General features: G+C 64.9%; 20 protein-coding genes and 2 pseudogenes. 8 read left to right on the top strand and 14 right to left on the bottom strand.

Annotation, left to right across the window (positions count from 1 at the left end):
- Positions 1 to 32 precede the first annotated feature (32 nt).
- Positions 33 to 560 carry a cyclic nucleotide-binding domain-containing protein gene (locus tag LVJ94_09180; protein WXB07407.1) on the top strand — a complete coding sequence of 176 codons (528 nt, stop codon included), beginning with the start codon at positions 33 to 35 and terminating at the stop codon, positions 558 to 560.
- 116 nt (positions 561 to 676) lie between these two features.
- Here LVJ94_09180 and LVJ94_09185 read toward each other — a convergent pair whose 3' ends face one another.
- Positions 677 to 817: a hypothetical protein gene (locus LVJ94_09185; protein WXB07408.1), complete on the bottom strand. Its 141-nt coding sequence runs from the start codon at positions 815 to 817 to the stop codon at positions 677 to 679.
- On the opposite strand from LVJ94_09185, the gene LVJ94_09190 reads away from it, so the two are divergent.
- From LVJ94_09190 to LVJ94_09220, 7 genes and pseudogenes are all read left to right on the top strand, one after another.
- On the top strand, positions 807 to 1,253 hold the full coding sequence (locus LVJ94_09190; GenBank protein ID WXB07409.1) for a hypothetical protein: 447 nt from the start codon (positions 807 to 809) through the stop codon (positions 1,251 to 1,253). The two genes, LVJ94_09185 and LVJ94_09190, sit on opposite strands and share 11 nt — an antisense overlap.
- A gap of 50 nt (positions 1,254 to 1,303) precedes the next feature.
- Positions 1,304 to 1,507, top strand: a pseudogene (locus LVJ94_09195) (winged helix DNA-binding protein).
- Positions 1,508 to 1,747: 240 nt separating this feature from the next.
- Positions 1,748 to 2,155, top strand: a pseudogene (gene lexA / locus LVJ94_09200) (transcriptional repressor LexA).
- A 40-nt stretch (positions 2,156 to 2,195) separates the two neighbouring features.
- Entirely contained in the window at positions 2,196 to 3,863 is a 1,668-nt protein-coding gene (locus LVJ94_09205; protein WXB07410.1) for a hypothetical protein, read from the top strand.
- A 40-nt stretch (positions 3,864 to 3,903) separates the two neighbouring features.
- A complete protein-coding gene (locus tag LVJ94_09210) occupies positions 3,904 to 5,319 on the top strand; it encodes an NAD(P)/FAD-dependent oxidoreductase (GenBank protein ID WXB07411.1) in 1,416 nt (471 codons plus the stop codon).
- Between the two features lie 57 nt (positions 5,320 to 5,376).
- Positions 5,377 to 7,314 carry a hypothetical protein gene (locus tag LVJ94_09215; GenBank protein ID WXB07412.1) on the top strand — a complete coding sequence of 646 codons (1,938 nt, stop codon included), beginning with the start codon at positions 5,377 to 5,379 and terminating at the stop codon, positions 7,312 to 7,314.
- Between the two features lie 26 nt (positions 7,315 to 7,340).
- Positions 7,341 to 8,603, top strand: coding sequence for a hypothetical protein (locus tag LVJ94_09220; protein ID WXB07413.1), 1,263 nt, complete (start codon positions 7,341 to 7,343; stop codon positions 8,601 to 8,603).
- A gap of 3 nt (positions 8,604 to 8,606) precedes the next feature.
- Here the strand turns inward: LVJ94_09220 and LVJ94_09225 are convergent, their stop codons facing one another.
- From LVJ94_09225 to cyoE, 13 genes are all read right to left on the bottom strand, one after another.
- The gene (locus LVJ94_09225; GenBank protein ID WXB07414.1) at positions 8,607 to 9,086 is read right to left on the bottom strand and encodes a cytochrome C oxidase subunit IV family protein; all 480 of its coding nucleotides are present in this window, start codon (positions 9,084 to 9,086) and stop codon (positions 8,607 to 8,609) included.
- A 41-nt stretch (positions 9,087 to 9,127) separates the two neighbouring features.
- On the bottom strand, positions 9,128 to 9,886 hold the full coding sequence (locus LVJ94_09230) for a cytochrome c oxidase subunit 3 family protein (protein WXB07415.1): 759 nt from the start codon (positions 9,884 to 9,886) through the stop codon (positions 9,128 to 9,130).
- Positions 9,883 to 11,535, bottom strand: coding sequence for a cbb3-type cytochrome c oxidase subunit I (locus LVJ94_09235; protein WXB07416.1), 1,653 nt, complete (start codon positions 11,533 to 11,535; stop codon positions 9,883 to 9,885). Before LVJ94_09235 ends, LVJ94_09230 begins: the two co-directional genes overlap by 4 nt.
- A gap of 23 nt (positions 11,536 to 11,558) precedes the next feature.
- Positions 11,559 to 12,494, bottom strand: coding sequence for a cytochrome c oxidase subunit II (gene coxB, locus LVJ94_09240; protein ID WXB07417.1), 936 nt, complete (start codon positions 12,492 to 12,494; stop codon positions 11,559 to 11,561).
- Between the two features lie 2 nt (positions 12,495 to 12,496).
- Positions 12,497 to 13,375 carry an SCO family protein gene (locus LVJ94_09245; protein ID WXB07418.1) on the bottom strand — a complete coding sequence of 293 codons (879 nt, stop codon included), beginning with the start codon at positions 13,373 to 13,375 and terminating at the stop codon, positions 12,497 to 12,499.
- 54 nt (positions 13,376 to 13,429) lie between these two features.
- Positions 13,430 to 13,912 carry a hypothetical protein gene (locus tag LVJ94_09250; protein ID WXB07419.1) on the bottom strand — a complete coding sequence of 161 codons (483 nt, stop codon included), beginning with the start codon at positions 13,910 to 13,912 and terminating at the stop codon, positions 13,430 to 13,432.
- Between the two features lie 56 nt (positions 13,913 to 13,968).
- The gene (locus LVJ94_09255) at positions 13,969 to 15,447 is read right to left on the bottom strand and encodes a hypothetical protein (protein WXB07420.1); all 1,479 of its coding nucleotides are present in this window, start codon (positions 15,445 to 15,447) and stop codon (positions 13,969 to 13,971) included.
- Positions 15,444 to 16,058 (bottom strand): cytochrome c, encoded by a 615-nt coding sequence (locus LVJ94_09260; protein ID WXB07421.1) that lies wholly within the window; start codon positions 16,056 to 16,058, stop codon positions 15,444 to 15,446. The genes LVJ94_09255 and LVJ94_09260 overlap by 4 nt, the downstream gene beginning before the upstream one ends.
- The gene (locus tag LVJ94_09265; protein WXB07422.1) at positions 16,058 to 16,951 is read right to left on the bottom strand and encodes a DUF3341 domain-containing protein; all 894 of its coding nucleotides are present in this window, start codon (positions 16,949 to 16,951) and stop codon (positions 16,058 to 16,060) included. The genes LVJ94_09260 and LVJ94_09265 overlap by 1 nt, the downstream gene beginning before the upstream one ends.
- 12 nt (positions 16,952 to 16,963) lie before the next feature.
- Positions 16,964 to 18,400 (bottom strand): polysulfide reductase NrfD, encoded by a 1,437-nt coding sequence (nrfD, locus tag LVJ94_09270; GenBank protein ID WXB07423.1) that lies wholly within the window; start codon positions 18,398 to 18,400, stop codon positions 16,964 to 16,966.
- 64 nt (positions 18,401 to 18,464) lie between these two features.
- The gene (locus tag LVJ94_09275; protein WXB07424.1) at positions 18,465 to 21,818 is read right to left on the bottom strand and encodes a Fe-S-cluster-containing hydrogenase; all 3,354 of its coding nucleotides are present in this window, start codon (positions 21,816 to 21,818) and stop codon (positions 18,465 to 18,467) included.
- Positions 21,815 to 22,444, bottom strand: a complete 630-nt coding sequence (locus LVJ94_09280) for a cytochrome c family protein (GenBank protein WXB07425.1) — start codon at positions 22,442 to 22,444, stop codon at positions 21,815 to 21,817. The genes LVJ94_09275 and LVJ94_09280 overlap by 4 nt, the downstream gene beginning before the upstream one ends.
- A 309-nt stretch (positions 22,445 to 22,753) precedes the next feature.
- Entirely contained in the window at positions 22,754 to 23,659 is a 906-nt protein-coding gene (gene cyoE / locus LVJ94_09285; protein WXB07426.1) for a heme o synthase, read from the bottom strand.
- Between the last annotated feature and the right edge of the window lie 73 nt (positions 23,660 to 23,732).

The following is a 23,732-nucleotide window of genomic DNA, read 5'->3' on the forward strand; positions in this document are numbered from 1 at the left end:
CGCCTGGGGCGATACCCTCGCTTCGCATCCGCATGAGTGGACCGAGTTCAGCGGAAACGGGAAATGAAGAATTGGCCGGCGCCGCCGTGGGGCCGACGTCCGAACGCGAAGATCAGCTCGCGCGCGTGTCGTTCTTCGACGGCTTGACGCGCCACGCGCTCTCGCTCATCGCGCAGGTGACCGCGGAAGAGATTCACGCCCTCGGGACGAGAATTTTTCAGTACGGCGACCCAGGCGACAAGCTTTTCATCATCCTCGAGGGCAAGGTGCGCATCTCGCGCGAAGTCTCCGGCATGGGCGAGGAGGCCCTGGCGGTGCTTGGCCCCGGGGAAGTCTTCGGCGAAATGGCCCTTCTCGACGAGTCGCCCCGCTCGGCCGACGCGCGCGCCCACGAGCGATGCCGTCTGCTGGTCATCACCAAAGACGCGTTCGACGACCTGCTTTTCCTCCACAAGGACCTCGCGTACGAGGTGCTCTGGAGCTGCGTGCGCATGCTCTCGGGCCGTCTGCGCGAGACAAACGAAAAGTTGACCTTCCTCTCCACGAGCGGAAGGTTCTAGAAGCAACCCGGTCTTATGAGTCTCATGAACAAGGCAACATCTTTCCTGACCGCGTGCATCGCCACGGCCTCTTTCGTCGCGGCATGTGGCGCGCCTCCTGGCCCGCAATCCCCCGATCAACAGCCGCCCGGCCCCGACGGAAGCTCCGTCCCCGGTGCGCCTTCTTCGAGCGCCGCGCCCGGATCGAGCGCCGCACCGCCGGGATCCGCCGTGCCGGGCGGCCCGAGCACGGTGCCCGGCGTGCCGATGAAGCCCATCGCGGTGAGCGCGATGGCGACGGATCTGCAGAACCTGGGCTTGGATCTGAAGAACCTGCCGGCCCTCGAAAAAATGGAGCCGAACAAGCTCCGCAAAGTGATGCGCACCTTCACCAAGGCGCTCGGGGCCAAATGTTCGGACTGCCACAACGAGTCCGACTACGCGGCCATGACGCCGATGAAGAAGATCGCGCTGCACATGTGGAACGACTACGTGCGCGGCCTCTCGCTCGACAGCGGCGAGCCCCTCTACTGCGATTCCTGCCACCAGGGACGCATGAAGTTCCTCGACCGGCATGACAAAAAGGCCCTCGGGGCGTGGATGGACGAGAACTACGTCGACAAAATGAAGCGCCGCGACGGCAAGGAGCACAAGTGCGCCACCTGCCACGGAGAGCCTTTCGACGAGGACATTCTGGCGCGCTGGACCAAATAGCAGCGCAATTCTTGACGGCGTGACGGGCGTTCAGTACCTTACGATCCCAAATGCAAGGTCTGACCCAGCGGCAGCAGATGGTCCTTGACTTCATCCGCCAGTCGATAGCCGACCGAGGCTATCCGCCAACGTTGCGCGAGATCGGCGCCCGCATGGGCATTCGGTCGACGAACGGTGTGAACGATCACCTGCGCGCGCTCGAGCGAAAAGGCTACCTCACGCGCGAAGACATGAAGTCGCGGGCCCTTCGTCCAACGCCGGCCGGTACCGATTTGCGCTTCGATCCGCGCACGGACGTCGCGGCACCCGGCGCCTTCCGCTTCGACACCGGTTCGCCCGTCTCGCAGGCAGGTGCGTTGGCCGGCGGGTGGGGAGGCAGCGCGGCCTCCGACCTGGATCTGCAGACCGAGCTTCCTGGCATCGCCGATGCGGCGGGGCTTGCGGGCTCGCAGCTCGCCGGAGCCATTTCCGACGCGGCCTTGTCCAAGGCCACCCCGGCCAACGACGACGATTTGGTCGAGGTGCAGGTGCTCGGCCGCGTTGCCGCAGGCCTCCCCATCTTCGCCGAAGAGCACGTGATCGACACGGTGCGCATCGACCGCGGTCTCTTGCGCGGCGGGCGCGAAGTGTTCGGCCTCCGCGTGCAGGGCGACTCGATGATCGAGGCGGGCATCCTCAGCGGCGACTACATCTTCGTGCGCAAGCAGCTCACCGCCAGTCGGGGCGACATCGTGGTCGCGCTCATCGGCGACGAAGCCACGGTGAAGTACTACTTTCCGGAAAAGGACTACGTCCGCTTCCAACCGGCCAACAAGGAGATGGCCCCCATCCTCGTGCGTGCGGTCGACTTCCGCCCCACGATGCTCCTGGGGGTCGTCGTCGGTGTGTACCGCCGGCTGTAATCTCTAGGCCTAGGGCCACGTCTCGTTGTATGCCCAAGACGTGCAGCTAAGAGTGGGAGGTCTGGCAGCAATCGCGCTCTTTTGGGCCGTCCTATTCTTTTCTCCGCCGTCCGGGGCGCAGGTCGATCCGATCCCCAAAGCGGGGCCTGGTGCCAGAGCTGCCGCGCAGCAGGTCAAGGTCGAGCAGCAAGCGCGCTCCCTTCAGAAGAAGGCCATCGAGGACGATTACCTCTCCACGGAATTCGCAAAGGCCGAGGAGCGCCTCACCAAAGCGGTCACCCTCTGCGGAAGCGACAAGTGCTCCGCACAGCTGCGCGCACAGCTCCGGCGCGATCTCGGCGTCGTGGAAATCGGCGGCCAGATCGATCGCGAAAAAGGCATTTCCAACTTCGTCGAAGCGCTGCGCATCGATCCGAACGTCGTACTCGATCCGGATTTGCGCACGAAAGAGCTCGATCAAGCCTTCGATGTGGCCCGGCGCAGGGCGGGGCTCGCGGGCGCGGGCGGCGGTGCGGTGGCCACCCAAACGGCGCCGGCGAACGACTTCGTGCACGCGCCGGTCGCGGAGCAGGCGGTGCTCACCCCCGTGCCGATCTATGTAGAGTACACGGGAACGGAACCGCTGGCGCGGGTCATCGTTCGCTACAAGGGCGCCGCGATGGACGAGTGGAAAGCCCTCGACTTGAAGCGCGCCGGCCGCGTGTGGAAAGGCCTGACGCCCTGCGGTGACGTGGCCCAGGGCACCTTTCAGTATTACCTGCAGGGCTTCAACGCGCAGAACGAGCCGGTGGCGACGGCCGGCGATCGCACGAACGCGTACAAGGTGCCGATCAAGCCTGCGCTCGAAGGGGCCGCACCGCATCTGCCCGGCGAAGCGCCGCCCGAAGCGTGCACGGACGCGGCCGATTGTCCGCCCGGCTTCCCTTGCGAGAAGAAGACGGAGGCCCCTGGGCCTGCGCCCGAGGCGGCGCGCAAATATCCGCGCTTCTGGGTGGGCGCGGGGCTCGGGTTCGACTTCCTCGTGCTTCCCGCGGGCGACGACGTGTGCAAGTTGAACGGCGAGCCGGAGAACGGCGAGCCTGCAAAGGGGAACAAGTTCGAGCCCCAGAACGACGCCGGCTATTACTGCATTACCCCCGAGGGAACGGAGTACCCATCGCGCACGGACAAGTTCGTCGAGAACGGGAAACTGCAGCTTGGCAAGGCCGGCAAAGTCGAGAGCGGTCTCGCCCCTTCCAACTTTCGCGTATGGCTCTCCTTCGATTACGCGCTCAGTGCGAACTTCCTCGTGGGCGCGCGCATCGGCCTCGTGTTTCGCACGTTTCCCGGCAGTGAACCGAAGCAGGACGGTCACGTGCTTCTCGCGCCCTTCCACGGCGAAGCTCGGCTCACGTACTTGGTTGGCAAAGACGCCATCCTGCAGCCCGTTGCGCCGTACGGCTTCGTCGCCACGGGCGTCTCCCAGTACGACGCGAAGGTCGAGGTGCCCGTCGTCGAGCTGAACGTTCCCGGCACGCGCACCATCCACGCATGGGAAATCGGCGGCCCGTGGTTCGCATCGCTCGGCGCGGGCGTTCGCGTCGCCTTTGGCGACCGAAAGAACATCGCGCTCCTCCTCGGTGGCCGCGGCAACCTGACCTTACCCGTGGCCAAAAGCCCAGTGGTTCCGTCGTTCGGCCCGGAAGCGAATTTTCAAATAGGGTTTTAGCCCCGCTTGCCGTTACGCGGTGCGGCGCCTAAACGAAGATGTGTCCCTACCTCACGTAGTCATCGTTGGCGGCGGGTTCGGCGGTCTTACGGCGGCGCAGGCGCTCAAGCGATCACCGGTTCGGGTGACGTTGATAGACCGACGGAATCATTATCTTTTTCAGCCCTTGCTCTACCAGGTGGCCATGGCCGGGCTTTCACCGGCCGACATCGCTTCGCCGATACGTTCGGTGTTGGCCGAGCAGAAGAACGTCACGGTGCTGCTCGATCAGGCGGCCAATGTCGACCTCGTGCAAAAGGCCATCACGACCGAGACGGGGGCGCGGCTCGATTACGACTTTTTGATTCTCGCCGCCGGTGCCAAATCGGATTACTTCGGTCACGCCGAATGGGAGCAATTTGCTCCGGGGCTCAAGACGCTCACCGATGCCACCGAGATCCGGCGTCGCGTGCTGCTCGCGTTCGAGCTCGCCGAGCGCGAGACGGACGAGGCGCGTCGGCGGTGGTTGCTCACCTTCGTCGTCATCGGCGGAGGCCCCACCGGTGTCGAGCTCGCGGGGGCGCTGCGCGAGCTCTCGCAACACGTCCTCACGCGCGATTTTCGCCGCATCGACCCGACGGAGGCGCATGTGATCCTCATGGAGGGCGGCCCGCGCGTGCTCGCCTCGTTCCCGGAGGACCTCTCGCAGGCCGCCGTGCGCCAGCTCGGGGAGCTCGGCGTGGAGATCCGCACGGGAACGCGGGTCACGGACATCGACGCGCAAGGTGTCGCGTTTCAGTCGAGCCCGGATAGCCCGCCCTCGCGCCTCGAAGCCGCCAACGTCGTTTGGGCGGCCGGCGTGCGTGCGACGCGGCTCACGGGCAAGCTAGGCCTGCCCATCGACCGCGCCGGAAGGGTCATCGTGCGCGAGGACTGCAGCCTCCCAGGGCACCCCGAAGCCTTCGCCATCGGCGACATGGCGGCGTTCACCGACGAAGAGGGCAAGCTCCTTCCCGGCGTGAGCCCCGTGGCCATGCAGCAGGCGCGCTACGCGGCGAAGCTCGTCACCCGCGCGGTCCGCGACGGCAAGGCGCTCGCAGAGTTTCCCCACGAGAAATTCCGCTACTTCGACAAGGGCACGATGGCGACCATCGGGCGCTCGCGGGCGGTGGCCGAGTCGGGGCGCCTCAAGCTCACCGGCTTCATCGCCTGGCTTGCCTGGCTCTTCGTGCACTTGTGGTTCCTCATCGGACACCGCAATCGCGTGGCCGTTCTGCTCACCTGGGCGTGGTCGTACGTCACCTACGAGCGCGGGGCCCGCCTCATCACCGGGCGGGTCGATGCCATTCATCCCGACACCGAGCAGCCGCCCGCCGCCCTCGCGCCCCCGACACCGCCGAGGGCGCTGTCCACCGACGGAGCTCGCCAGGAAGAACGAAGCAGCGAGCCTTTGCGGAGTCCCCAGCCTTCGCATTAGGGCTATCTTCGCTTCTACCTGCCGCTGGCGGGCGATGAGTATATATTGCGCGCCCCCATGACTTCGCTTTCGCCGCGCGCCGCCGCTGGCGCCAGCATTTTGCTTACCGTCGCCTATGCGATGGCGCTCGCTGTCTTCAAGTGGGTGCCCCGCTACGACTGCATCACCTTGATGGTGGTGCTGGTGCTGGTCTTTCATTGGCTGGACCGGAGCCCCGCGCGCACGTGGCTGCTTCATGCCATCACGCAGGTGCTCGTCGCGGCCTTCGTGGTGCACCTCTGGACCTTGGGGTACGAGGGTCGCAACGCCGTCTTCGGCGGAATTTTGCCCTGGAGCGACTCCCACGACTTCTACGACGACGCGCTCCGGCTCATTTACGGCGGTCGCTTCGAGGTCTCGTCGAAGCGGCCCCTGTTCACCACGATCTTCTCGGGCCTCCTCAAGCTGTCGGCGAACAACCTGCGGTTCGCGCTGTTTGCGTGCGCCGCCGCGGGGGCGTGGGCGATTGCGCTGTCCGCGCTCGAAGTGTGGAAGACACACGGTGCGAAGGCGGCATTCGTCGTCTACGTGATCCTTCTCTTTTTCGAGCGGCGCTGGGCGGGCTTCGTGCAGACGGAGCACTTCGGGCTGCCCCTCGGCATCATCGGATTCGTGCTCTGCTGGCGCGCCAACGAAGCCCGCGAACGCGATCCACGTCGCGCGGGGCGGCTCGTGCTCGTGGGCATCTTCTCCATCGCGCTCGGCCTCATGGCCCGTGCAGGCGCCTTCTTCGTGTTGCCCGCCATCGCGATTTGGGCTGCGCGAACCATCGTGCCGGTGCGCGGGCGGCTCCGCTTTTTGGCCCTCGCGGCCGGCGCCATGTTCGCGGCCTTGGTCGTCCACACCGTGGTGCTGCGCTTCGTGGGCAGTGGCGCCACGTTCTCGGATTATCCCGCGATTGCCTACGGGCTCATTCACGGCGAGGACTACACCTACCTTTTGCACCAGCACACCGAGCTCGTGCCAATGAGCGCGGCCGAACGCGTCTCGGCCTCGTGGAACATCTTGCTCGCCGAAGCGCTCGCGCACCCGGGGCTCGTGGTCCTCGGCTTCCTCAAGTCCGGCCTCGGTCTCTTTGCGTCGCCCTTCGGGATGTTCAGCTACGTGTGGACCAACCCGGACGACGCGGCGCTGGAAGACGGAGCCGCCGTGCGCGCTGCCACCGCGCAGGATGGCCTCTTCGGGCCGCTCTTGCTCTGGCAGCGCACCTTCGGGACCTACAGCCTGTTCAACGCCGCCGCGATGGGCCTCATTGGCGGCGCCTTCGTGCTCGCATTCATCTGGTCGCTCTACGTCGTCTTCGTCAAAGAGCGCGCGAATCCGCGGCTGTCGCTGTTGCGGCACGCCATCGTGGGGATCATTCTTTCGGCGCCGTTCACGCCGCCGTGGATCACGTCGGGGCAGCAGGTGGCGACGTGCACGCTGTCGTTCATGGGGGCCATGCCGGCCCTCGCGCTGCTCGGCCGCCGCACGCATCCAACGCAAGACGCGCCCGACACGTACGGCGCGGGGGAGGGGAGTCGCGGCATCGATCGGCTGGCCTACGTTCCCGCCGGCGTCGCCCTGGCCCTGGCGCTCGTCGTCGTGTGGATCCGTCTTACGACACCGTACAAGCCGGTGTGCACGAACCCCGCCGAGCACGTGCTCTTGCCCCTCTCCGCCGCGTCCGTGGAAGTGACCTCCACGCGTGACATGGTCTTCCGCGACAAGGCCATCGACGACCTTCGCTTCTCGATTCGTTACCTGGCCAAGCACAACGCTGAACTCACCGACTCGGTCGTTCCGTACCTGCACGCGGGCACCTCGTACGTGTCGGCCTTCGACGCGTGCGATAGCCGCGTGAAAATTTTAATCGACGACGCACACCGCCTGGACGGAATGTCGTCCTGGGCAAGCTTCAGCGTGAAGCTTCTGGCGAGCCCGAACGTCCTTCTTCTCACGAGCTCCCGGTACTAAACTACCGCGGGGTCGGGAGATAAACGATGTTCGAGCACGCAGAGACATTTCAGGGCGGTGAAACCTCGGGCCACCTTCGGCTCGGAAAGCTGGAGGTGCTTTACCAAGAGCTCTTCAAGCAGGTCATCGCCGATGGCCTCATCACCACCGACGAACGTGCGCAGCTCGACAAGATGGCCGCGTCGTTCGGGCTGGATCGCGAGCGCCTCCAGCGGCTCGAGACCGCGCTGGAGGCCGCGTACCACGCCCAGCACCGCGGGACCGAGACGATCGCGGTGGACATCGATCTTTCGGATCTGAGCGCGCCCGAAGTCCCCCCGTCGGGATCGCACGATGGGGACGAGTTGCATGACCGCTTTCGCGCGCACACCGCGGTGGGGGACGTCGATCGGGCGTGGTGCGTGGCGCAGGCGCTCGCGTTCACCAACGCGGCCAACCCGGAGGAGCGGGCCTTCTTCGATGCGCACAACCACGCGACCTTGATTCGGCCGCAACGGCCGCTCGATCGTGCGGCGTGGCACGAGCTTCTCTTTCATCCGGAGGAGGACGCCGCCATCGGCGGCATCTTCGCCGTGGTGGCGCCGGCGGTGCTGCTCGGCCGCCTCTCGGCGCTGCGCCGCGATGGGCAGCTGCCCGCGCTGAACCCGGCGCAAAAGCACGAACCCGTGAAGTCCACCGTGCAGGCCGTGCGTTGCTTCGCCTGGGCCGCCGCCATCTTCGGCATGGCCTCGCCCGAGCTGCACGTCGACCCGGACCATGCGGGCACCGGGGAACTCGTTCCCGCGCTTCCGCCCGTCGTGCGGCTGGGCGCTGCGGCGCTCTCGGGTCGCAGCAGCGAGGAGCTGGCCTTTCTCGCCGGGGCGCATCTCGCCTACTTCCGCGAGGAGCACATCGTCTCGCTCTTGGTCCCCTCGCTCGCGCACCTGGAAGAGATCTTCCTGGCCGCCCTGCGCATCGGGAAACCGGATCTCGCGATACCGGACCACGTCGTGCCCATCGCAGGCGCCATCGAGCCGCTGCTCGACCCCGCCGCCCTCGATCAGCTCCGCGGCCAGGTTCACCGCTTCGTCGAGCAAGGTGGCCGCGCGGATCTGCGGCGTTGGGTCGCTGCCGTGCACCAGACCTCCGCCCGCGCCGGCTTGCTCCTCGCCACGGATCTCGAGGCCGCGCACAACGTGCTGGCCCTCGAGTCCCATCGCGACATCGACAAAACGACACGCGAGCTGATCGTGTTCACGACCAGCTCGCGTTATGCGACGTTACGTCGCCACCTGGGGATTACGCTGTAAGCGTCAGTGGTGCTCGCCTTCGGGGAGCGGCCCGCCGACTTGCGGAGCGTGCTCCGACTCGTGCTTCGGCGCCGCCGCCGATTCGGGCATGCCGCCCGGGGCGAGCTTTCCATCGGCGGGCAACGTCTCGGTACCTTGCTCCAGGTCGACCTGGCCGCGATGCCCCGTGTCGTTGATCGTGTACGCGAAGAACACGCCGATGAACATCAACGAGCACACGAAGATGAGCCCGTTGAATTTGTTGTCGTACTTCAAGTGCATGAAGAACAGCACCACCAGCGCCGCTTTGATCGACGCGATGATGATGGCGACGGCAAGGTTCGCCGGTCCCAGGTGGACGTAGGAAACCGCCACCGTCAGCACCGTCAGGGCGACGAGGCCCATGAAGATGCCAACGTAGAACTGCGCGCTCGCGATGTGCGTGTGCACCGCGCCGTCGTCGTGATGTCCGTGACCGTGGTCTGCGCTGTGGGAATCGCTCATGGCCCTATGCCTTTTTATCTCGCGTCCAAGGTCCCGTCGGATCAGTCGATGAGGTAGAGGAGCGGGAACAGGTAAATCCAGATCAAGTCGACCAAGTGCCAGTAGAGCGCCACCAGATCGACGGGGGTGAAGAACTCTTTCGAGAACTCGCCCGACGCGTTCCGCTTCACGATCCAGAACAGCACACCGATGCCCACGATGACGTGGAGCGCGTGGATGCCGGTCATCACGAAGTAGAGCGAGAAGAAGATGTGCGCCTTGGGCGCCAGGTGCGGCGTGTGGCCGTGGCCTGCGGGGATCGCTCCGAAGAGCCCACCGTCCACCGGATGGCCGAAGTACTTACCCGGCAGCAAGCCCGCGTGGAACTTGTGCTGGTACTCGAAGTACTTGACGATGAGGAAGATGAAGGCACACGCGATGGTGATGAGCAGCAGGGTGGTCGTCTGCTGCTTCTTGCCCAACTGAGACGAACGCACGGCCATGGCCGCCGTCCAGCTGGAGAAGAGGAGCACGATCGTGTTGGCCGCGCCCATCACCCGGTCCAGCTGGTGCGAGGCCGTGCTGAAGGCCTCCGGGTACCAGCTGCGGAAGATGCCGTAGGCGACGAAGACGCCGCTGAAGAACAGGAGCTCCTGCGCGAGGAACGCCCACATTCCGAGCTTCGCCGCGTCGAACTGCTGGGCGGGCGTGTCGAAGTGGTGCGCGAGCCAGGGCGGTCCGTGATGCTCGTCGTGTCCGCCCGCGTGCGACTCGTCGTGAGACGCCGCCGACGACTCGGCGTGGCTTGCAGCTTGGCTCATTGCTCGGACAGCTCCTCTTCGGTGGCCAGATGGTAATCGTACGGGCCGCGGGTGATCGTCGGCACCTTGATGAAGTTCGCGAGGGGAGGCGGCGTGGGCGTCTGCCACTCGAGGGCCGCAGAACCCCACGGGTTACGCGTGGACTTCGCGCCGCTCTTCAGCGAGATGATGAACATTGCCAGCATGGTCAGGAAGCCGGCGCCCAGGATCCACGAGCCGATGGTCGACACCTTGTGGAAGATCTCGAACTCGGGGAGGTAGTCGTAGTAGCGCCGGGGCATGCCGCGCGAGCCCATGATGAACTGCGCGATGAAGGTGACGTTGAAGCCGATGAACACGAGGAACCAGGCCACCTTGGCCATGCCCTCGCTGTAAAGCTTGCCCGTCATCTTCGGCCACCAGTAGTGCAGACCGCCGACGAAGCCCATCACCGTGCCGCCCACCATGACGTAGTGGAAGTGCGCGACGACGAAGTACGTGTCGTGGAGGTGCACGTCGATGGCGAGCATGCCGAGGAACAACCCGGTCAGACCACCGATGGTGAAGAGGAAGATGAACGACAGGGCGTACAGCATCGGCGATTCGAGCCGAATCGAGCCCTTGTAGAGCGTGGCAACCCAGTTGAAGACCTTCACGCCGGACGGGATGGCCACGAGGAAGGTCAGCCCCGAAAACACCATCGTCGCGTACTCGCTCATGCCGCTGACGAAGAGGTGGTGGCCCCAGACGAGGAAGCCGAGGAGCGCCAGCGCCAGCGAGCTCATGGCGACGAACATGTAACCGACGATCGCGCGGCGGGTGAACGTCGCGATGATCTCGTTCACCACCGCCATGCCCGGCACGATCATGATGTAGACCGCGGGGTGCGAGTAGAACCAGAAGAAGTGCTGGAACAGAACTGGGTCGCCGCCGAGCTTCGGATCGAAGATGCCCAGGCCGAGGAAGCGCTCGAGGCAGAGCAGCAGCAGCGTGATGGCGAGAACCGGCGTCGCGAGAACCTGGATGATGCTCGTGGAGTAGAGGCCCCAGATGAACAGCGGCAACTTGGTCCAGGTCTGCCCGGGCGCGCGCAGCTTGTGCACCGTCACCAGGAAGTTCACACCGGTGAGGATTGACGAGAAGCCCATGATGAAGGCGCCGAGCACCATCGGGATGACCGACGAGGCCGTGCGCATGCTGTACGGCGTGTAGAACGTCCAGCCGGTGTCGACGGCGCCGTTCACCATGCTGTAAAGCGCGAAGCAGGCGCCGAAGACGTAGATGTAATACGACATCAGATTCAGGCGCGGGAAGGCGACGTCCTTGGCCCCGAGTTGGATCGGGAGGATGAAGTTACCCAGTGCAGCCGGAATCGACGGGATGATGAAGAGGAACACCATCACCACGCCGTGCAACGTGAAGGCGCGGTTGTATTGATCCGCGTCCATGATGGTGCGGCCGCGCGAGAACAGCTCGAGGCGCACGCCGAGGGCGAAGGCACCTCCGACCGCGAAGGCCAGGATGACCGAGATCAGGTACATGATCCCGATGCGCTTGTGATCGAGCGTCACGAGCCAGGACATGATGCCCCGCTCCGCCTTGAGATAATTCTCGTTCGGATCGGGGTGGTGCGGTTGGGCTCTGGGGACGGTGGTTGTAGCGGCTCCCATGACTTTCTGTCCTCGTAGTAACGCTACTTCAGCGTCTTCATGTAGGCGATGATGGCGTCAATCTGTGGATCCTTCAGCGTGAAGGGCGGCATTTGCGTGGTGGTAAACCCGGCCGCAATCTTCGCCTGTGGCTTCAGGATGGATTCTTTGACGTAATTTTCGTCGACCTGCACGGTCGACCCGTCCGCCATTTGCTCTTGCTTGCCCCAGAGACCCTTCCAGGTCGGTCCGGGCATCTTCGAGCCGTCGACGGAGTGGCAGGTGTTGCACGCGTTCTTCTTGTAGAGCGTCGCGCCGTACTCTTCCGGAGAGGTGCCTGCCGGGGGCTTGTCACCCTCGTCGAGGAACTTCTGGAACGCCTCGGGGGTCATGACCTCGATCATGGCAAGCATGCCCGAGTGGCTTGTGCCGCAGTACTCCGCACAGAAGACTTGCATCGGACCGAGCTTGGTCGGCGTGAAGGTGATGTTCGTGTACATGCCCGGAACGGCGTCGCGCTTCAAACGGGCGCCCGGCACGTAGAAGCTGTGGAGCACGTCGTCGGACGAGATGATGAACTTCACCGGCTTGCCCACGGGCAGCTTCAGTTCGTTCGTCGCCGTCGAGCCGTTCGGGTACTGGAACTCCCAGAGCCACTGCCGGCCGCGCGCACGAATCTCCATCGCGCCTTCCTGCGCGACGGCGTTGTGCACGTACACCTTGAAACCAAGGTGGAAGAGGATGGCGATGAAGACGACCGGGCCGAACGTCCAAACCAGCTCCATGACCAGGTTGTGTCCGACGGGTTCCGCCTTCACCCCCGGACGACGGCGGAACTTCACGATGCAGTAGATCATCACCGCGACGATGATCGCGGTGAAGATCAGACTGAACCAGTAGACGAACATGTAGAGGTCATCGACCTCGGCGGCGCCGGTCGAGAGCTGCTCGGGTAGTTGAAAATTGTCGGGGCTTACCACGCTTAGTTCTCCGTGACCGGTGTGCGGTGATGCAATGAATCCGCTTTTCGAGCATCGACCTCGGCCCTCTTGCGACGGCGTTCACGCGTCCACATGATGCCGAGGAAAGAGCCGAGGGCGAGCACCGTGGCAAAACCCGAGAGTTGCATCACGCGGGTCGCCATGAGGGTGTATTTCCCGTCCTGCGGGTCATAGTGATAGCAATAGAGAATGACCTGCTCGATCGTGCTGATCGAGTGGCCGTTGGCCGCCTCGAGGAGGCCGATGCGCAGATCCCTCGGATCGTATTCGAGGCCGTAAAGATAGCGGGCCATCTGCCCATTCGGCTTCGTGAGCATGACCACCGCGGGGTGGCCGTACTGGCCTTGCCGCTCGTCGTACTCGTATTGAAAGCCGATGGCGTTGGCGACGCGATCGATCTGCGTCTTGTCGCCGACCAGGTAGTGCGCCCCGCTCTCCGTACCCGGGCGCCCGTACGCGGCCAAGATCGACGCCTTCTTCTGCGACGCCGTTTCCGGCGTATCGCGCGGGTCGATGCTGATGACGACGAGGTCGTATTCTTTGCCGACCGTCCAGGGAATTTCCTTCATCGCCGTCGCCGCCGCGTTCTGCACCATGCCGCAGAGCACGGGGCAGGAGTGGTAGGCGAGGATGAACAGGGCCGGCCGCTCTCCCTTGAAGTACTTGCTCAACTGCACCATCGCGCCCGTCTCGTCGCGGAAGGTCGCGTCGAGGGGGATCTGTCCGTCGAGGTGCTCGTCGACGCCCACGTGCTTGAGCTCCTTCGGCGTGTTGTCACGCTCGGCATGTGCCTCGCCCACCGGCCCGACGAGGGCGGAGAAGGCGACCGAGGCAGCAAGGAGGAGGGTTCGTAGCTTCATGGGTACTTCGTAGGAGCGATTCGAGTCTTCTTCGTAGCGGTTTTCTGACGCAGTTCAGTGCGGGTGCCCAGCGTCGGCCGCCTCGGCCGTCTTCTGGGGAGTGGCGCCCGCGTCGCCCACCTGGGCCGACGTGGTCGACGGCGGCGTGGCCGCGTCGGCCTTTTTCGGGGCATCGTTGGCCGCGCCTTCACCCGCCTTCGCCGCCGCTTTGGCGCGCAGGCCTTGCGACCAGCCGGTGAGGGGCCCGTCATCCTGCGACGGCTGCGGGGCGATGAGGGTCGAAGACTCGCGCCCCTTGGACGCGAGCTCGCCCATCGCCTTGTCGATCGGAATGGGGCTTCCCGTCAGCTTCTTGGTCTCTTCCTCGTGCAGCTTCGCCAGCTCGGCGGGCGCTGCGATCTTCGCCTTGGCCTCACCCTCGAACATGAAGGTGAAGTACGAGTCGAAGACGAACTTCAAGACAAAGAGCGTCCCCACAGTGCCGAAGGCCATGACCATGATGAGTCGAATTCGCGGGGGGCTGTTGTCCGTAGCCATGAGAAACCTCTGTTGCGTGGAAAGTCGGTCGCCGCGAACGGCGACCTTCCGGAGTCCTATGCGTTCTCGAAGTGGATGGCGCGAGGCAGGCGGGGATCTCCAACCGGAATCAGCCGATGCTGGCGCATGATGTAGAAGACCGTCGCGAGGTAGATACCGCCGATGCCCAGCAGGCACGTCAGATCCAGCCAGTGGAAGGCGAAGTCATCTTGTCCGAAGTTCGGCATCACGAGCCAGTAGATGTCCACCACGTGCATCAACAGGATCCAGGCCGCACCGAAGGTGAGCACTTCCAGCTTTCGCTTGGTGTTGCGCGAGATCAGGAGGAAGAACGGGAAGACGAAGTGCGAGAACACGAGCAGCAGGCTCACCGCCGACCACGGACCGTGGTCCCAACGGTGGTGGAAGAAGGTCGTCTCTTCCGGGAGGGCGGCATACCAAATCAGCATGAACTGTGAGAAGCCGATGTACGCCCAAAACACCAGAAAGCCAAAGGTGAGCTTTCCTAGGTCATGGTAGTGCTCGGTAGTCACTTCCTTGCGAAGCAGACCCGAGCGGCGCAGCACCATCGTGACGAGCGTGAGGGTCGTGAGCCCAGCCAGCACGCAGCCGGCGAAGCAGTAGACGCCGAAGATCGTGGAGAACCACGACGGGTCGAGCGACATGATCCAGTCGAAGCCCGCGAACGTGAGCGTCAGGGCGAACAGGATGGTCGCCACCGGCGCGAAGCGCTGGACGCCGACGGTGAGCTTCGGATCCTTGGAGGTGTCCTGGTCGACGGAGTAGCGGAAAAGCTTCCACGCCAGGAACGCCCACACGAGGAGGTAAACCACCGCGCGGATCGAGAAGAACCCAGAATTGAGGTACGGCTTCTTCTTCGCCAGGACGGCTTCCTCGGCCACCTCGTGCGGGTCACCCTTGGTGAAAACTCCACCACCGTGGGCCGCCTGGAGGCCGCCACCGTGTCCGTGACCACCCGCCGCGCGCGCCGGCCCGCCATGGCCATGAGCGCCACCCGGCTCCGCCGCGTGCTCCGGCTGTCCCGCTTGCTCGTCGAGGGCGGCGCTGGTCGTATGCGTCGTTGAAATTTCGGCGTGTTCACCACCGTGGTGCTCGGAGAGCCACGGGAAAATCTGGTCCTTGAGGAGCCAGATCGGCGCGAACAGCACCACGAGGGAGACGACGCCCACCCCGAAGAACTCCGCCGTGCGGCGCACGGTGACGCTCCAGCCCGCGCTCGTCAGGTGCTGAACGAGCACGAAGAAGATCGAGCCGAGGGCAATCGAGAGGACCACTTCGAAGGCGAAGAGGTACGAGAACGCGAAGCGCTTGCCGTTGCTGCCGTAGCCCACCGCCGAGGCGATGAGGCCGAGCGCGCCCACGATGCCTGCAATCTTCCACGCGCCGTCCCACGGGGAGCCCGCCGGGATGCGAATGTGATCGTCCGCGTCGGGACCCTTCTTCTTCGCGAGCGACGGACGGGTCGCTCTCTGCTGGTCTTCCGCGGGAGTCTTTTTCTTCTCGTCTTGGCTCACGGCTTCGTCTCCGCGGCAATGGGTGCCTGGCTAAGCTGGAGTGCGCGCACGTACGAGACGATGGCCCAGCGATCGTCGACGGGGATCTGCGGAGCGTACGCCGGCATGTTGCGCACGCCGTTGGAGATGGTGGCGAAGATCTGCCCGTCCGGCGCATGGCGGAGGCGATCTTGGTGGAAGCTCGGCGGCTTGAGCATGCCGTGCTTGATGATCATGCCGTCGCCCGCGCCCGTCTTATCGTGGCAGGGCGTGCAGTAGATGTTGAAGCGATCCTGGCCACGCTTCACCAGACCCTCCATGCCGCCGTGGCGCGCGATCATCTCGTTCGGGACGACCGCGACGTACGAGGAGTCGTCCTCGGTGCGGCCTTTGGCCACGCGGGAATCGACTTCCTCCGAGCGGGAGACGGTGCCTTCGACGGGGTCGCGCATGGTGCGCTTGTCCTCGAAGAACTCGCTCTCGTTCTGCATGTTGTAACGAGGCTGGAAGTACATGTTCCGAATGGGGACGATCGGCGTTTCGCGCGACGTCTCGCCGCGGCAGCCCGCCAGGCCCGTGAGCGCGGTGAGGCTCGTCACCGCTGCCAACGCCAATGAAGACAAGCCGCGCATCAAACTTCCTCCTCGACGAGCTCGACGTGCGACGGGTGCGTCTTGTCCAGCAATTCGCGCGTCCGATCGAGCTTGAACTTGGGATCTTCCACTTCCACCGACAGGAAGAACTTGTCGTTCGAGAAGGCGCGGAAGCGGTCCGACTCGAACACCGGGTGGTGGTGGCGGGGGAGGCGATTCAGTCCGAACATGCCGAACACTGCGCCGAAGGCCGACAGCAGGATGGTCAGCTCGAACATGATCGGAATCATCGACGGGATGCTGGCGATACCCGCCGGCTTTCCGCCGATGATGATCGGGTAATCGATGTTGTTCATCCAGTGCATCATGGTGAACGCCAGCGTCGTTCCGGTGAGACCCATCGCGATGACGATCCAACCGAGCTTCGAATCGGGCATGCCCATCGCGCGGTCCATCCCGTGCACCGGGAACGGCGTGTGCGCGTCGAACTTCGTGTAGCCCGCATCGCGGAGCTTCTCGGCGGCGTGCAGACACTCGCCGGGGGTGCGGTACTCCGCGAGGAGCAGGGCAGGGCGCAGCTTCGGCTTGAGGGCCTTCGTCTTCGGGTCGTCGTGCTTGCGCGCGGCGCCGCGGTGAGATCCCGACTCGCGGTCTTGCGGGTCGATCTTCTTGTACGTGCCGAGCGGCTCCTCGTCGTCCGAGTCGGCCGGCGGAACGGGCTTCGCACCTTGCGCGATGTCCTCTTTGCCGTGCGGCGTGTGCGCCATCGGCTTCGCGCCTTGGTGGTCCTGCACCTTGTCGGCGAGGATTGCGGCATCACGCTCGGAGAACGGAGCCTCGGGCACGTTGCCGTCTTGATCGGCGCTCTCACGCTCCTCGCGCGGGAGGCCTTCCTTCAGCGTCTTCTTGTTGCGGGAATCGTCGTCACTCATGACTCGTATGCCTCACTCCGCCGGCGCCAAGGCAGCATCGGCCGCCGAATCGTGTGCCCCTTCGTGACCGTGGTCATCACCGTGGTGCGGGTCGGCCTCGGGGAGGACGCCCTTGACCTCGGCGATGGCAATCATCGGAACCCAGCGGATGAACAGAAGGAACAGCGTCATGAACAGGCCGAGCGTTCCGCCGTAGGTGCAGATGTCGATGATCGTCGGCCGGAAGTAACCCCACGAACCGGGGATGAAGTCGCGGTGCAGCGAGGTCGCGATGATGACGAAGCGCTCGAACCACATACCGATGTTGATGACGATCGAGATGACGAACATCAGCGGGATGTTGGTGCGGAGTTTCTTCGACCAGAACAGCTGCGGCGAGATGACGTTGCAGGTGATCATCGTCCAGTACGCCCAGGCGTACGGACCCGTCGCGCGGTTGATGAACGTGAAGCGCTCGTAGTCGTTGCCGCTGTACCAGGCGATGAAGAACTCCATCGCGTACGCGTAGCCAACGAGGCTGCCCGTCACGAGCATGATCTTGTTCATCAGCTCGAGGTGCTGCATCGTCACGATGCTGCGCACGCCGTACACGATGCGGCAGACGAGCATCAGCGACATAACCATCGCGAACCCGCTGAAGACGGCGCCGGCGACGAAGTACGGCGGGAAGATCGTCGTGTGCCAGCCAGGCATGAGCGAGGTGGCGAAGTCGAACGAAACGACGCTGTGCACCGAGAGAACCAGCGGCGTGGAGATGGCCGCCAGAATCAGGTACGCGCGCTCGTAGTTCTGCCAGTGGCGGTTCGAACCGCGCCACCCGAGGGCCAGCGCGCCGTAGACCGTGCGGCGAAGGTTGGTCGTCGCGCGGTCACGCAGGGTGGCCAGGTCGGGGATGAGGCCGACGTACCAGAAGAGCAGCGACACCGTGAAGTAGGTGCTGACCGCGAACACGTCCCAGATGAGCGGGCTCTTGAAGTTCGGCCAGATGCTCATCTGGTTCGGAATCGGGAACATGTAGTAGGCGACCCACGCGCGACCGACGTGGATGCCCGGGTACAGCAAGGCGCAGATGACGGCGAAGATCGTCATCGCTTCGGCGAAGCGGTTGATCGACGTGCGCCACTTCTGGCGGAAGAGGAACAACACGGCGCTGATCAGCGTGCCGGCGTGACCGATACCGATCCACCAGACGAAGTTCGTGATGTCCCAGCCCCAGTAGACCGGCGAGTTGTTTCCCCAGACGCCGACGCCCTGCCAGAACAGGAAGCCAACGGCGGAGAACAGGATGACCGTTGCCGTCAGTGCGAGACCGAAGGCGGCCCACCACGCTTTCGGCGCCTTGGTCTCGGTCACGCGGGCGACGCGCTCGGTGATGGAGGCGAACGTTTCGCCCTCTTTCACCAGCGGGATTTCGCCGATTTCCTTGATGGGGAGCTTGTACGAAGCCATATGCAGGTTCCGGTGAGTCGGGGTATCCGGTTGGGACGATGAGTCGGTGAGAACGAGGCGGCGGTTAGGCCATTTCCTTGTTCGGGTTGCGGATCTTGCCGAGGTAGGTGGTGCGCGGGTGCGTACCGAGGTCGGCGAGGAGCGCATAACTGCGGTCACGCTTGCGGAGCTCGGCGACGCGCGACTTGGGGTCGTTGAGGTCGCCGAACACGATGCCGCCCGCGGGGCACGCTTGCGCGCACGCCGTGGTGAAGCTCTGGTCGCGCAGCGGCTTGCCCGTGCGCTTCTCGGAGATCTTGGCTTCCTGGATGCGCTGCACGCAGTACGTGCACTTCTCCATGACGCCGCGCATACGAACGGTGACGTTCGGGTTGAACTGCATCTTCGTCGTCTCCGGCATGTCGCCGTAGAGCGGGTCGCCCTGGAACTCGAGGTAGTTGAACCGGCGGACCTTGTACGGGCAGTTGTTCGCGCAGTAGCGCGTGCCGATGCAGCGGTTGTACGCCATGTCGTTCAAGCCTTCGGGGCTGTGCTCCGTGGCGTTGACCGGGCAGACGTTCTCGCAGGGGGCTTCCTCGCAGTGGACGCACGCCAGCGGTTGCAGGGCGACCTGCGGATCCGCGACGTCGTTGCCGACGAAGTAGCGGTCGATGCGCAGCCAGTGCATTTCACGGCCGCGGCCGACTTGGGTCTTGCCGACGGTCGGAATGTTGTTCTCCGCCTGGCAAGCGATGATGCACGCGTTGCAACCCGTGCACTGGCTCAAGTCGATCGACATGCCCCACTGGTGACCCTTCGAGTAGTCCACCTTGTTCCACAGCGGGAGGGTCTTGGGGTTCGTGCTCCGGTACTGCGTGAACGACGGGTTCGCGCGGTACTCTTCGAGGGTCGCGTCGATGGCGACCGGGCGGCCTTCCATCGAGTCGTGGTCCTGCGTCTGCGTGAGGTCGTACGTCGTGCCGGTCTTCTCGATGTTGACGCCGGAGACGAATCCGGGCGCCTCGGACGAGCGGAGCGGGTTGACGTCGAAGCCGTGACCCTTGCCGTAGCGGCCGGGCTTGGCGCGACCCCAGCCGAGGCGGAGGCCAATCGAGTTGTCGGCCTGGCCGGGGAGGATCCACGCGGCAATCGTGATGGAGGCATCGCCGCGGGAGACCTTGATGAGGTCACCGTTCTTGATGCCCTTCTCGTCGGCCGTCTTCTTGGAGAGGAGCGCCGCGTTGTCCCAGACGATCTTCGTCATGGTGTCGGGCAGCTCGAGCAGCCACGGGTTGTTCGCGTGCTCGCCGGCGTGCAGCTTCGGGTCGGGGAGGAACACGGCCTCGAGGCCCTGCGCGCCGCCACCCTTCTTGGCCGCCTTGGAGAGCTCCGCGACGATGTCGTCCGCGCGCACGTCCGAGGGCGTGAACGACGTCGGAGCGCTTCCGCCGATGATGCCCTTCTGCAGCGCCGTCTTCCACTGACGCTCGAAGTCGAACGCCGCGAGGCTCGGAGCCGCGGGAGGCGTCGCAACGGGAGCGGCCGGCGGGGCGGCGGGAGCTTGCCCAGGGGCCGCGGCCTTCGCACCGACGGCCGCAACACCGGCCACCGCGAATGCCTTGGGATCGGGCTTGGCCGGCGGCGGCGCATTCGGGTGAATGAGCCCTGCCGAAGCCTTCGCACTCGCTGCACCGGCGGCAGGAGCCGCGGGCGTTGCCGAGGCGCCAGAAGCTGCCGGGACGACCGGATCGGTCGCCGCGGGCGTGGCCACCGCCAGCCCTGCGGCCGGCGTCGGTGAAGCTGCGCGCATCGTGTCGCGCACGAGGTCGTAGCTCTTCTTGTTCGCGAGCTCCGGCACCATCAGCGCGAGGATCTCGATCTCGCTCTTGCTGCCGTGCAGCGGCAGAATCATCGGCTGCTGAACGCTCCACGTTCCGTCGAGCGAACGCTGATCGCCCCACGCCTCCAGCTCGTGCGTGCGCGGCAGGTGCCACGTGCACTTCTCGCTGGTCTCGTTGACGTGCGACGACAGATGAATCGTGTTCTTCGCCTTGCCCAGCTTGTCGGCGAACTTCAAATCGCCGGCCGCGTCGTACACCGGGTTGCCGCCCAGAAGGAGCAGGGTATCGACCTTGCCGGAGTCGAGGTCACGCGCGAGCGTGCGCAGGTCCGCCGCCGTGTCCTCGTGCGGATCGGCCACCGGTGCGTAGTGCACCGTCTGGCCCACGGACCCGAGCGCGCGGTTCAACGCGTGCGCGAGGGCGTGGACGCTGGCCGGCTGCCTCGAGCCGACGACCACGATCGCACGACCGCGGTTAGCCGAAAGCTCCTTGGCTACGACCTTGAGCCACTTCTCGGGGATGCCCGACGCATCGGCCGCACCGAGCGCGCTGCCGACCTTGCCGAGATCCACACCGAGGGCCGCGACTTCCTTCGCGAGGAGACGCGCGTAGCGCTCGATGTCGCCCGACGCGAGGCGCAGGCGGTGATCCGAATTGGCGCCGGTGAGGCTGTGCGTCGACTCGACGACGTATAGGCGGCTCATCGAGTCGCCTGGCGAACGAACGCGGCGACCTTCGCCGAACAGACGCGTCGCACGAACGCTGCCCGCCTCGGTCTCGAGGAAGTCGGCCTCGAGCGAAACGATCACCTTGGCGCGCGCATAGTCGTACAGCGTGTTGAGCGGCTGGCCGAAGGCGATGCGTGCACCCTCGCGCGCATTGCCGTCGTCGACTGGCGAGTACGTGTGGAACTTCGCCTGCGGAAAGCGCGCGCGGACTGCATCGCGCAGACGGAGGAACGTCGGCGAGTTGCTCGGCTCCGCGAGCACGCGCAGACGCGCACCCTGGTCGGCCTCATGGGTCTTCAAGGTCGACGCGAAGTAAGCCTGGAACTGATCCCACTTGGCGGCGGCGTTCGCGTTGAGCGGCGTCGTCGAGCGATCGGGATCGTACAGATCCCAGATCATCGCCTGGGCAATCGTGTCCGTGCCGCCGCGGCTCGCGGGGTGGTCCGGATTGCCTTCGATCTTCGTCGGACGTCCCTCGTGGCTCTCCACGAGAACGCCGAGCGCTTCACCGCGGCGGTTGAGGACCGAGGCGTAGTGATTCGGGATGCCCGGGATCACCTGCTCGGGCGCGCGGGTGTACGGAACGAGCTTCTCGACGGGGCGGCGGACGCAGCCCTCGAGGCCGAACAGCGCGGTGACCGCGGAGCCGAACTTCAGGAAGTTCCGGCGATCGACGGAGAAGACCGGGGCTTCATCGCCTTCGTCTTTCGCCTTCTCGACCTGCTTGGCCAAGCCAAACGGGAACTCCGCTTCCTTCATCGACTGAAGGTTGTCGGCGGACTCTTTCTCTTCGATGCTCTTCCAGAAGACTTTGGCGCCCGAGGATGACGTGGAGGCGACGTCTTGGAAGGTGTACGGCTTGCGTTTCATCGGTGGCACCCTGAGCAGTGCTTGGGGGGATTCACGCTGGGCGGCTGCCAGCCAGCGGGGGCCATTTCGGGCCGCCAATCCATGTTGGTGATTTGATCTTTGGGCCGGAGACTTGGCGTGGGATCGCGGTGACACTCGAGGCACCAACCCATGCTGATCGGCTTATCGAGACGGACGATTTCCATCTCGTCGATGCGACCGTGGCAGGTCGCACATCCAACGCCAGCAGCAAGGTGCGCACTGTGATCGAAGAACGTGTGCTCGGGGAGCTTGTGGACTTTCACCCACTCGATCGCCTTGCCGGTGTCCCAACTCGAGCGCACGTTCGCGAGACGAGCGCTTTCGGTCTTCACGACCGAGTGGCATCCCATGCAGGTTTGCGTGGGCGGAATCATCGCATGTGCCGCGCGTTCGATGTTCGCGTGGCAATAGCGGCAATCCATGCCGAGTTGGCCGACGTGCAGCTTGTGGCTGTACGGAACCGGCTGGACCGGCGCGTAGCCGACCTGCAGATTCTTGGGCGAGAAGTAGTACCAGAAGACAAACACCACGCTTCCCAAGAGTCCGACCGTTGCGACGGCGGCGATCAGGGGGAGCTTGTTGAGCGACCGGGGGAAGATTTGCATTCGGGTGGCCTAGGAGCGGGCGAGTCGGGCCGGGAAACCTCCATCTCGAACCGTGAGAGGGAGGCCTGCCCGCTGCGGGCAAGTTGCGGCGTCCTTATAGGAGACGGACCCCTCGCCGCACAAGGCCAGACCGCATGGGGTGGGGAATAATCGACAGGGAAAGCTCGGGGCCCGGGCAATCACCCCGTACACGTGCCCGTGCCCCTGCCCATGCCCGAAGACGAGCACGACCACGTGCACGTCCGTCGGACTGCGGACAGGGGCATGGGCCCGCGTACGGAGCCCTGCACGGCGAAAAATTTTGGGGGCTTAAACCCGCGCGTCGGCGGCGAGGGCGATGAAGAGCAGGACCAGATAGGCGATGCTGTAGAAGAACAGCGAACGCGCCCACTTGTTGCCGGAGCTTTCACGTAGCCCGTACGACGCCCACCCCAAAAAGACGCAGCCAAGCACGAACGCGGTCAGCAAATACCCACGTCCCGCAATCCCGAGTGGGAAAATGAGCAGTGTGGACGCAACCAAGGCGCCGGTATGCGTGATGATGCTCTGTTTCGTGGCGGAAATGCCCAATACATTGGGCATCACGTGAAGGCCGGCGCGCGCGTAATCCTCTTTGCGGAACAGCGCGATCGCGAGGAAGTGCGGAATCTGCCAGAAGAAAAGAATGGCAAACAGCGCGAGGCCTCCGGCATCGCAATGGGCCGTCGAGGCGGTCCACCCCATGAGTGGCGGAATGGCACCCGGCACGGCGCCGACGAAGAGCGCCACGTGGGAGCGCTGTTTGAGCGGCGTGTACCCGAGCACATAGCTGACGTTGGCCAGCACGCCCAATAGGGCGGTCGTGGCGTTGACGCCTATCGCCAGAATGGGCACCGAAATGATGGAAATCGCCACGCCAAACCACAGCGCCGTCTTGGGCGACATGCGCCCGGCGGGGAGGGGGCGCTTGCGCGTACGAACCATGTGCGCGTCGATATCGCGCTCGATGTACATGTTGAGCGCGTTGGCGCCGGAGACGATGAGGCCCATCCCGAGGAGGAGCATCACCATCGTCATCGCCGAGACTTGCGGCGGCGCGAGGCACATTCCGCCGGCCGCCGTGATGATCACCATCGCGGTGATTCGCGGCTTGGTAAGCGCCACGAAGTCGGCAAAACGCAGGCTTGCGGCAGCTTCGAGGGGCTTGGACTCGGGAAGGGAGAACGAGGTGCTCATCGGGGTACACGACCGTCACCCTTCCCCCGTCGGGGGGGAACTCGGGCCCCCGCCGTATAAGAAAGTCGGATCT

This window comes from Sorangiineae bacterium MSr11367 (genome assembly GCA_037157805.1).
GTDB lineage: Bacteria > Myxococcota_A > Polyangia > Polyangiales > Polyangiaceae > Pendulispora > Pendulispora rubella.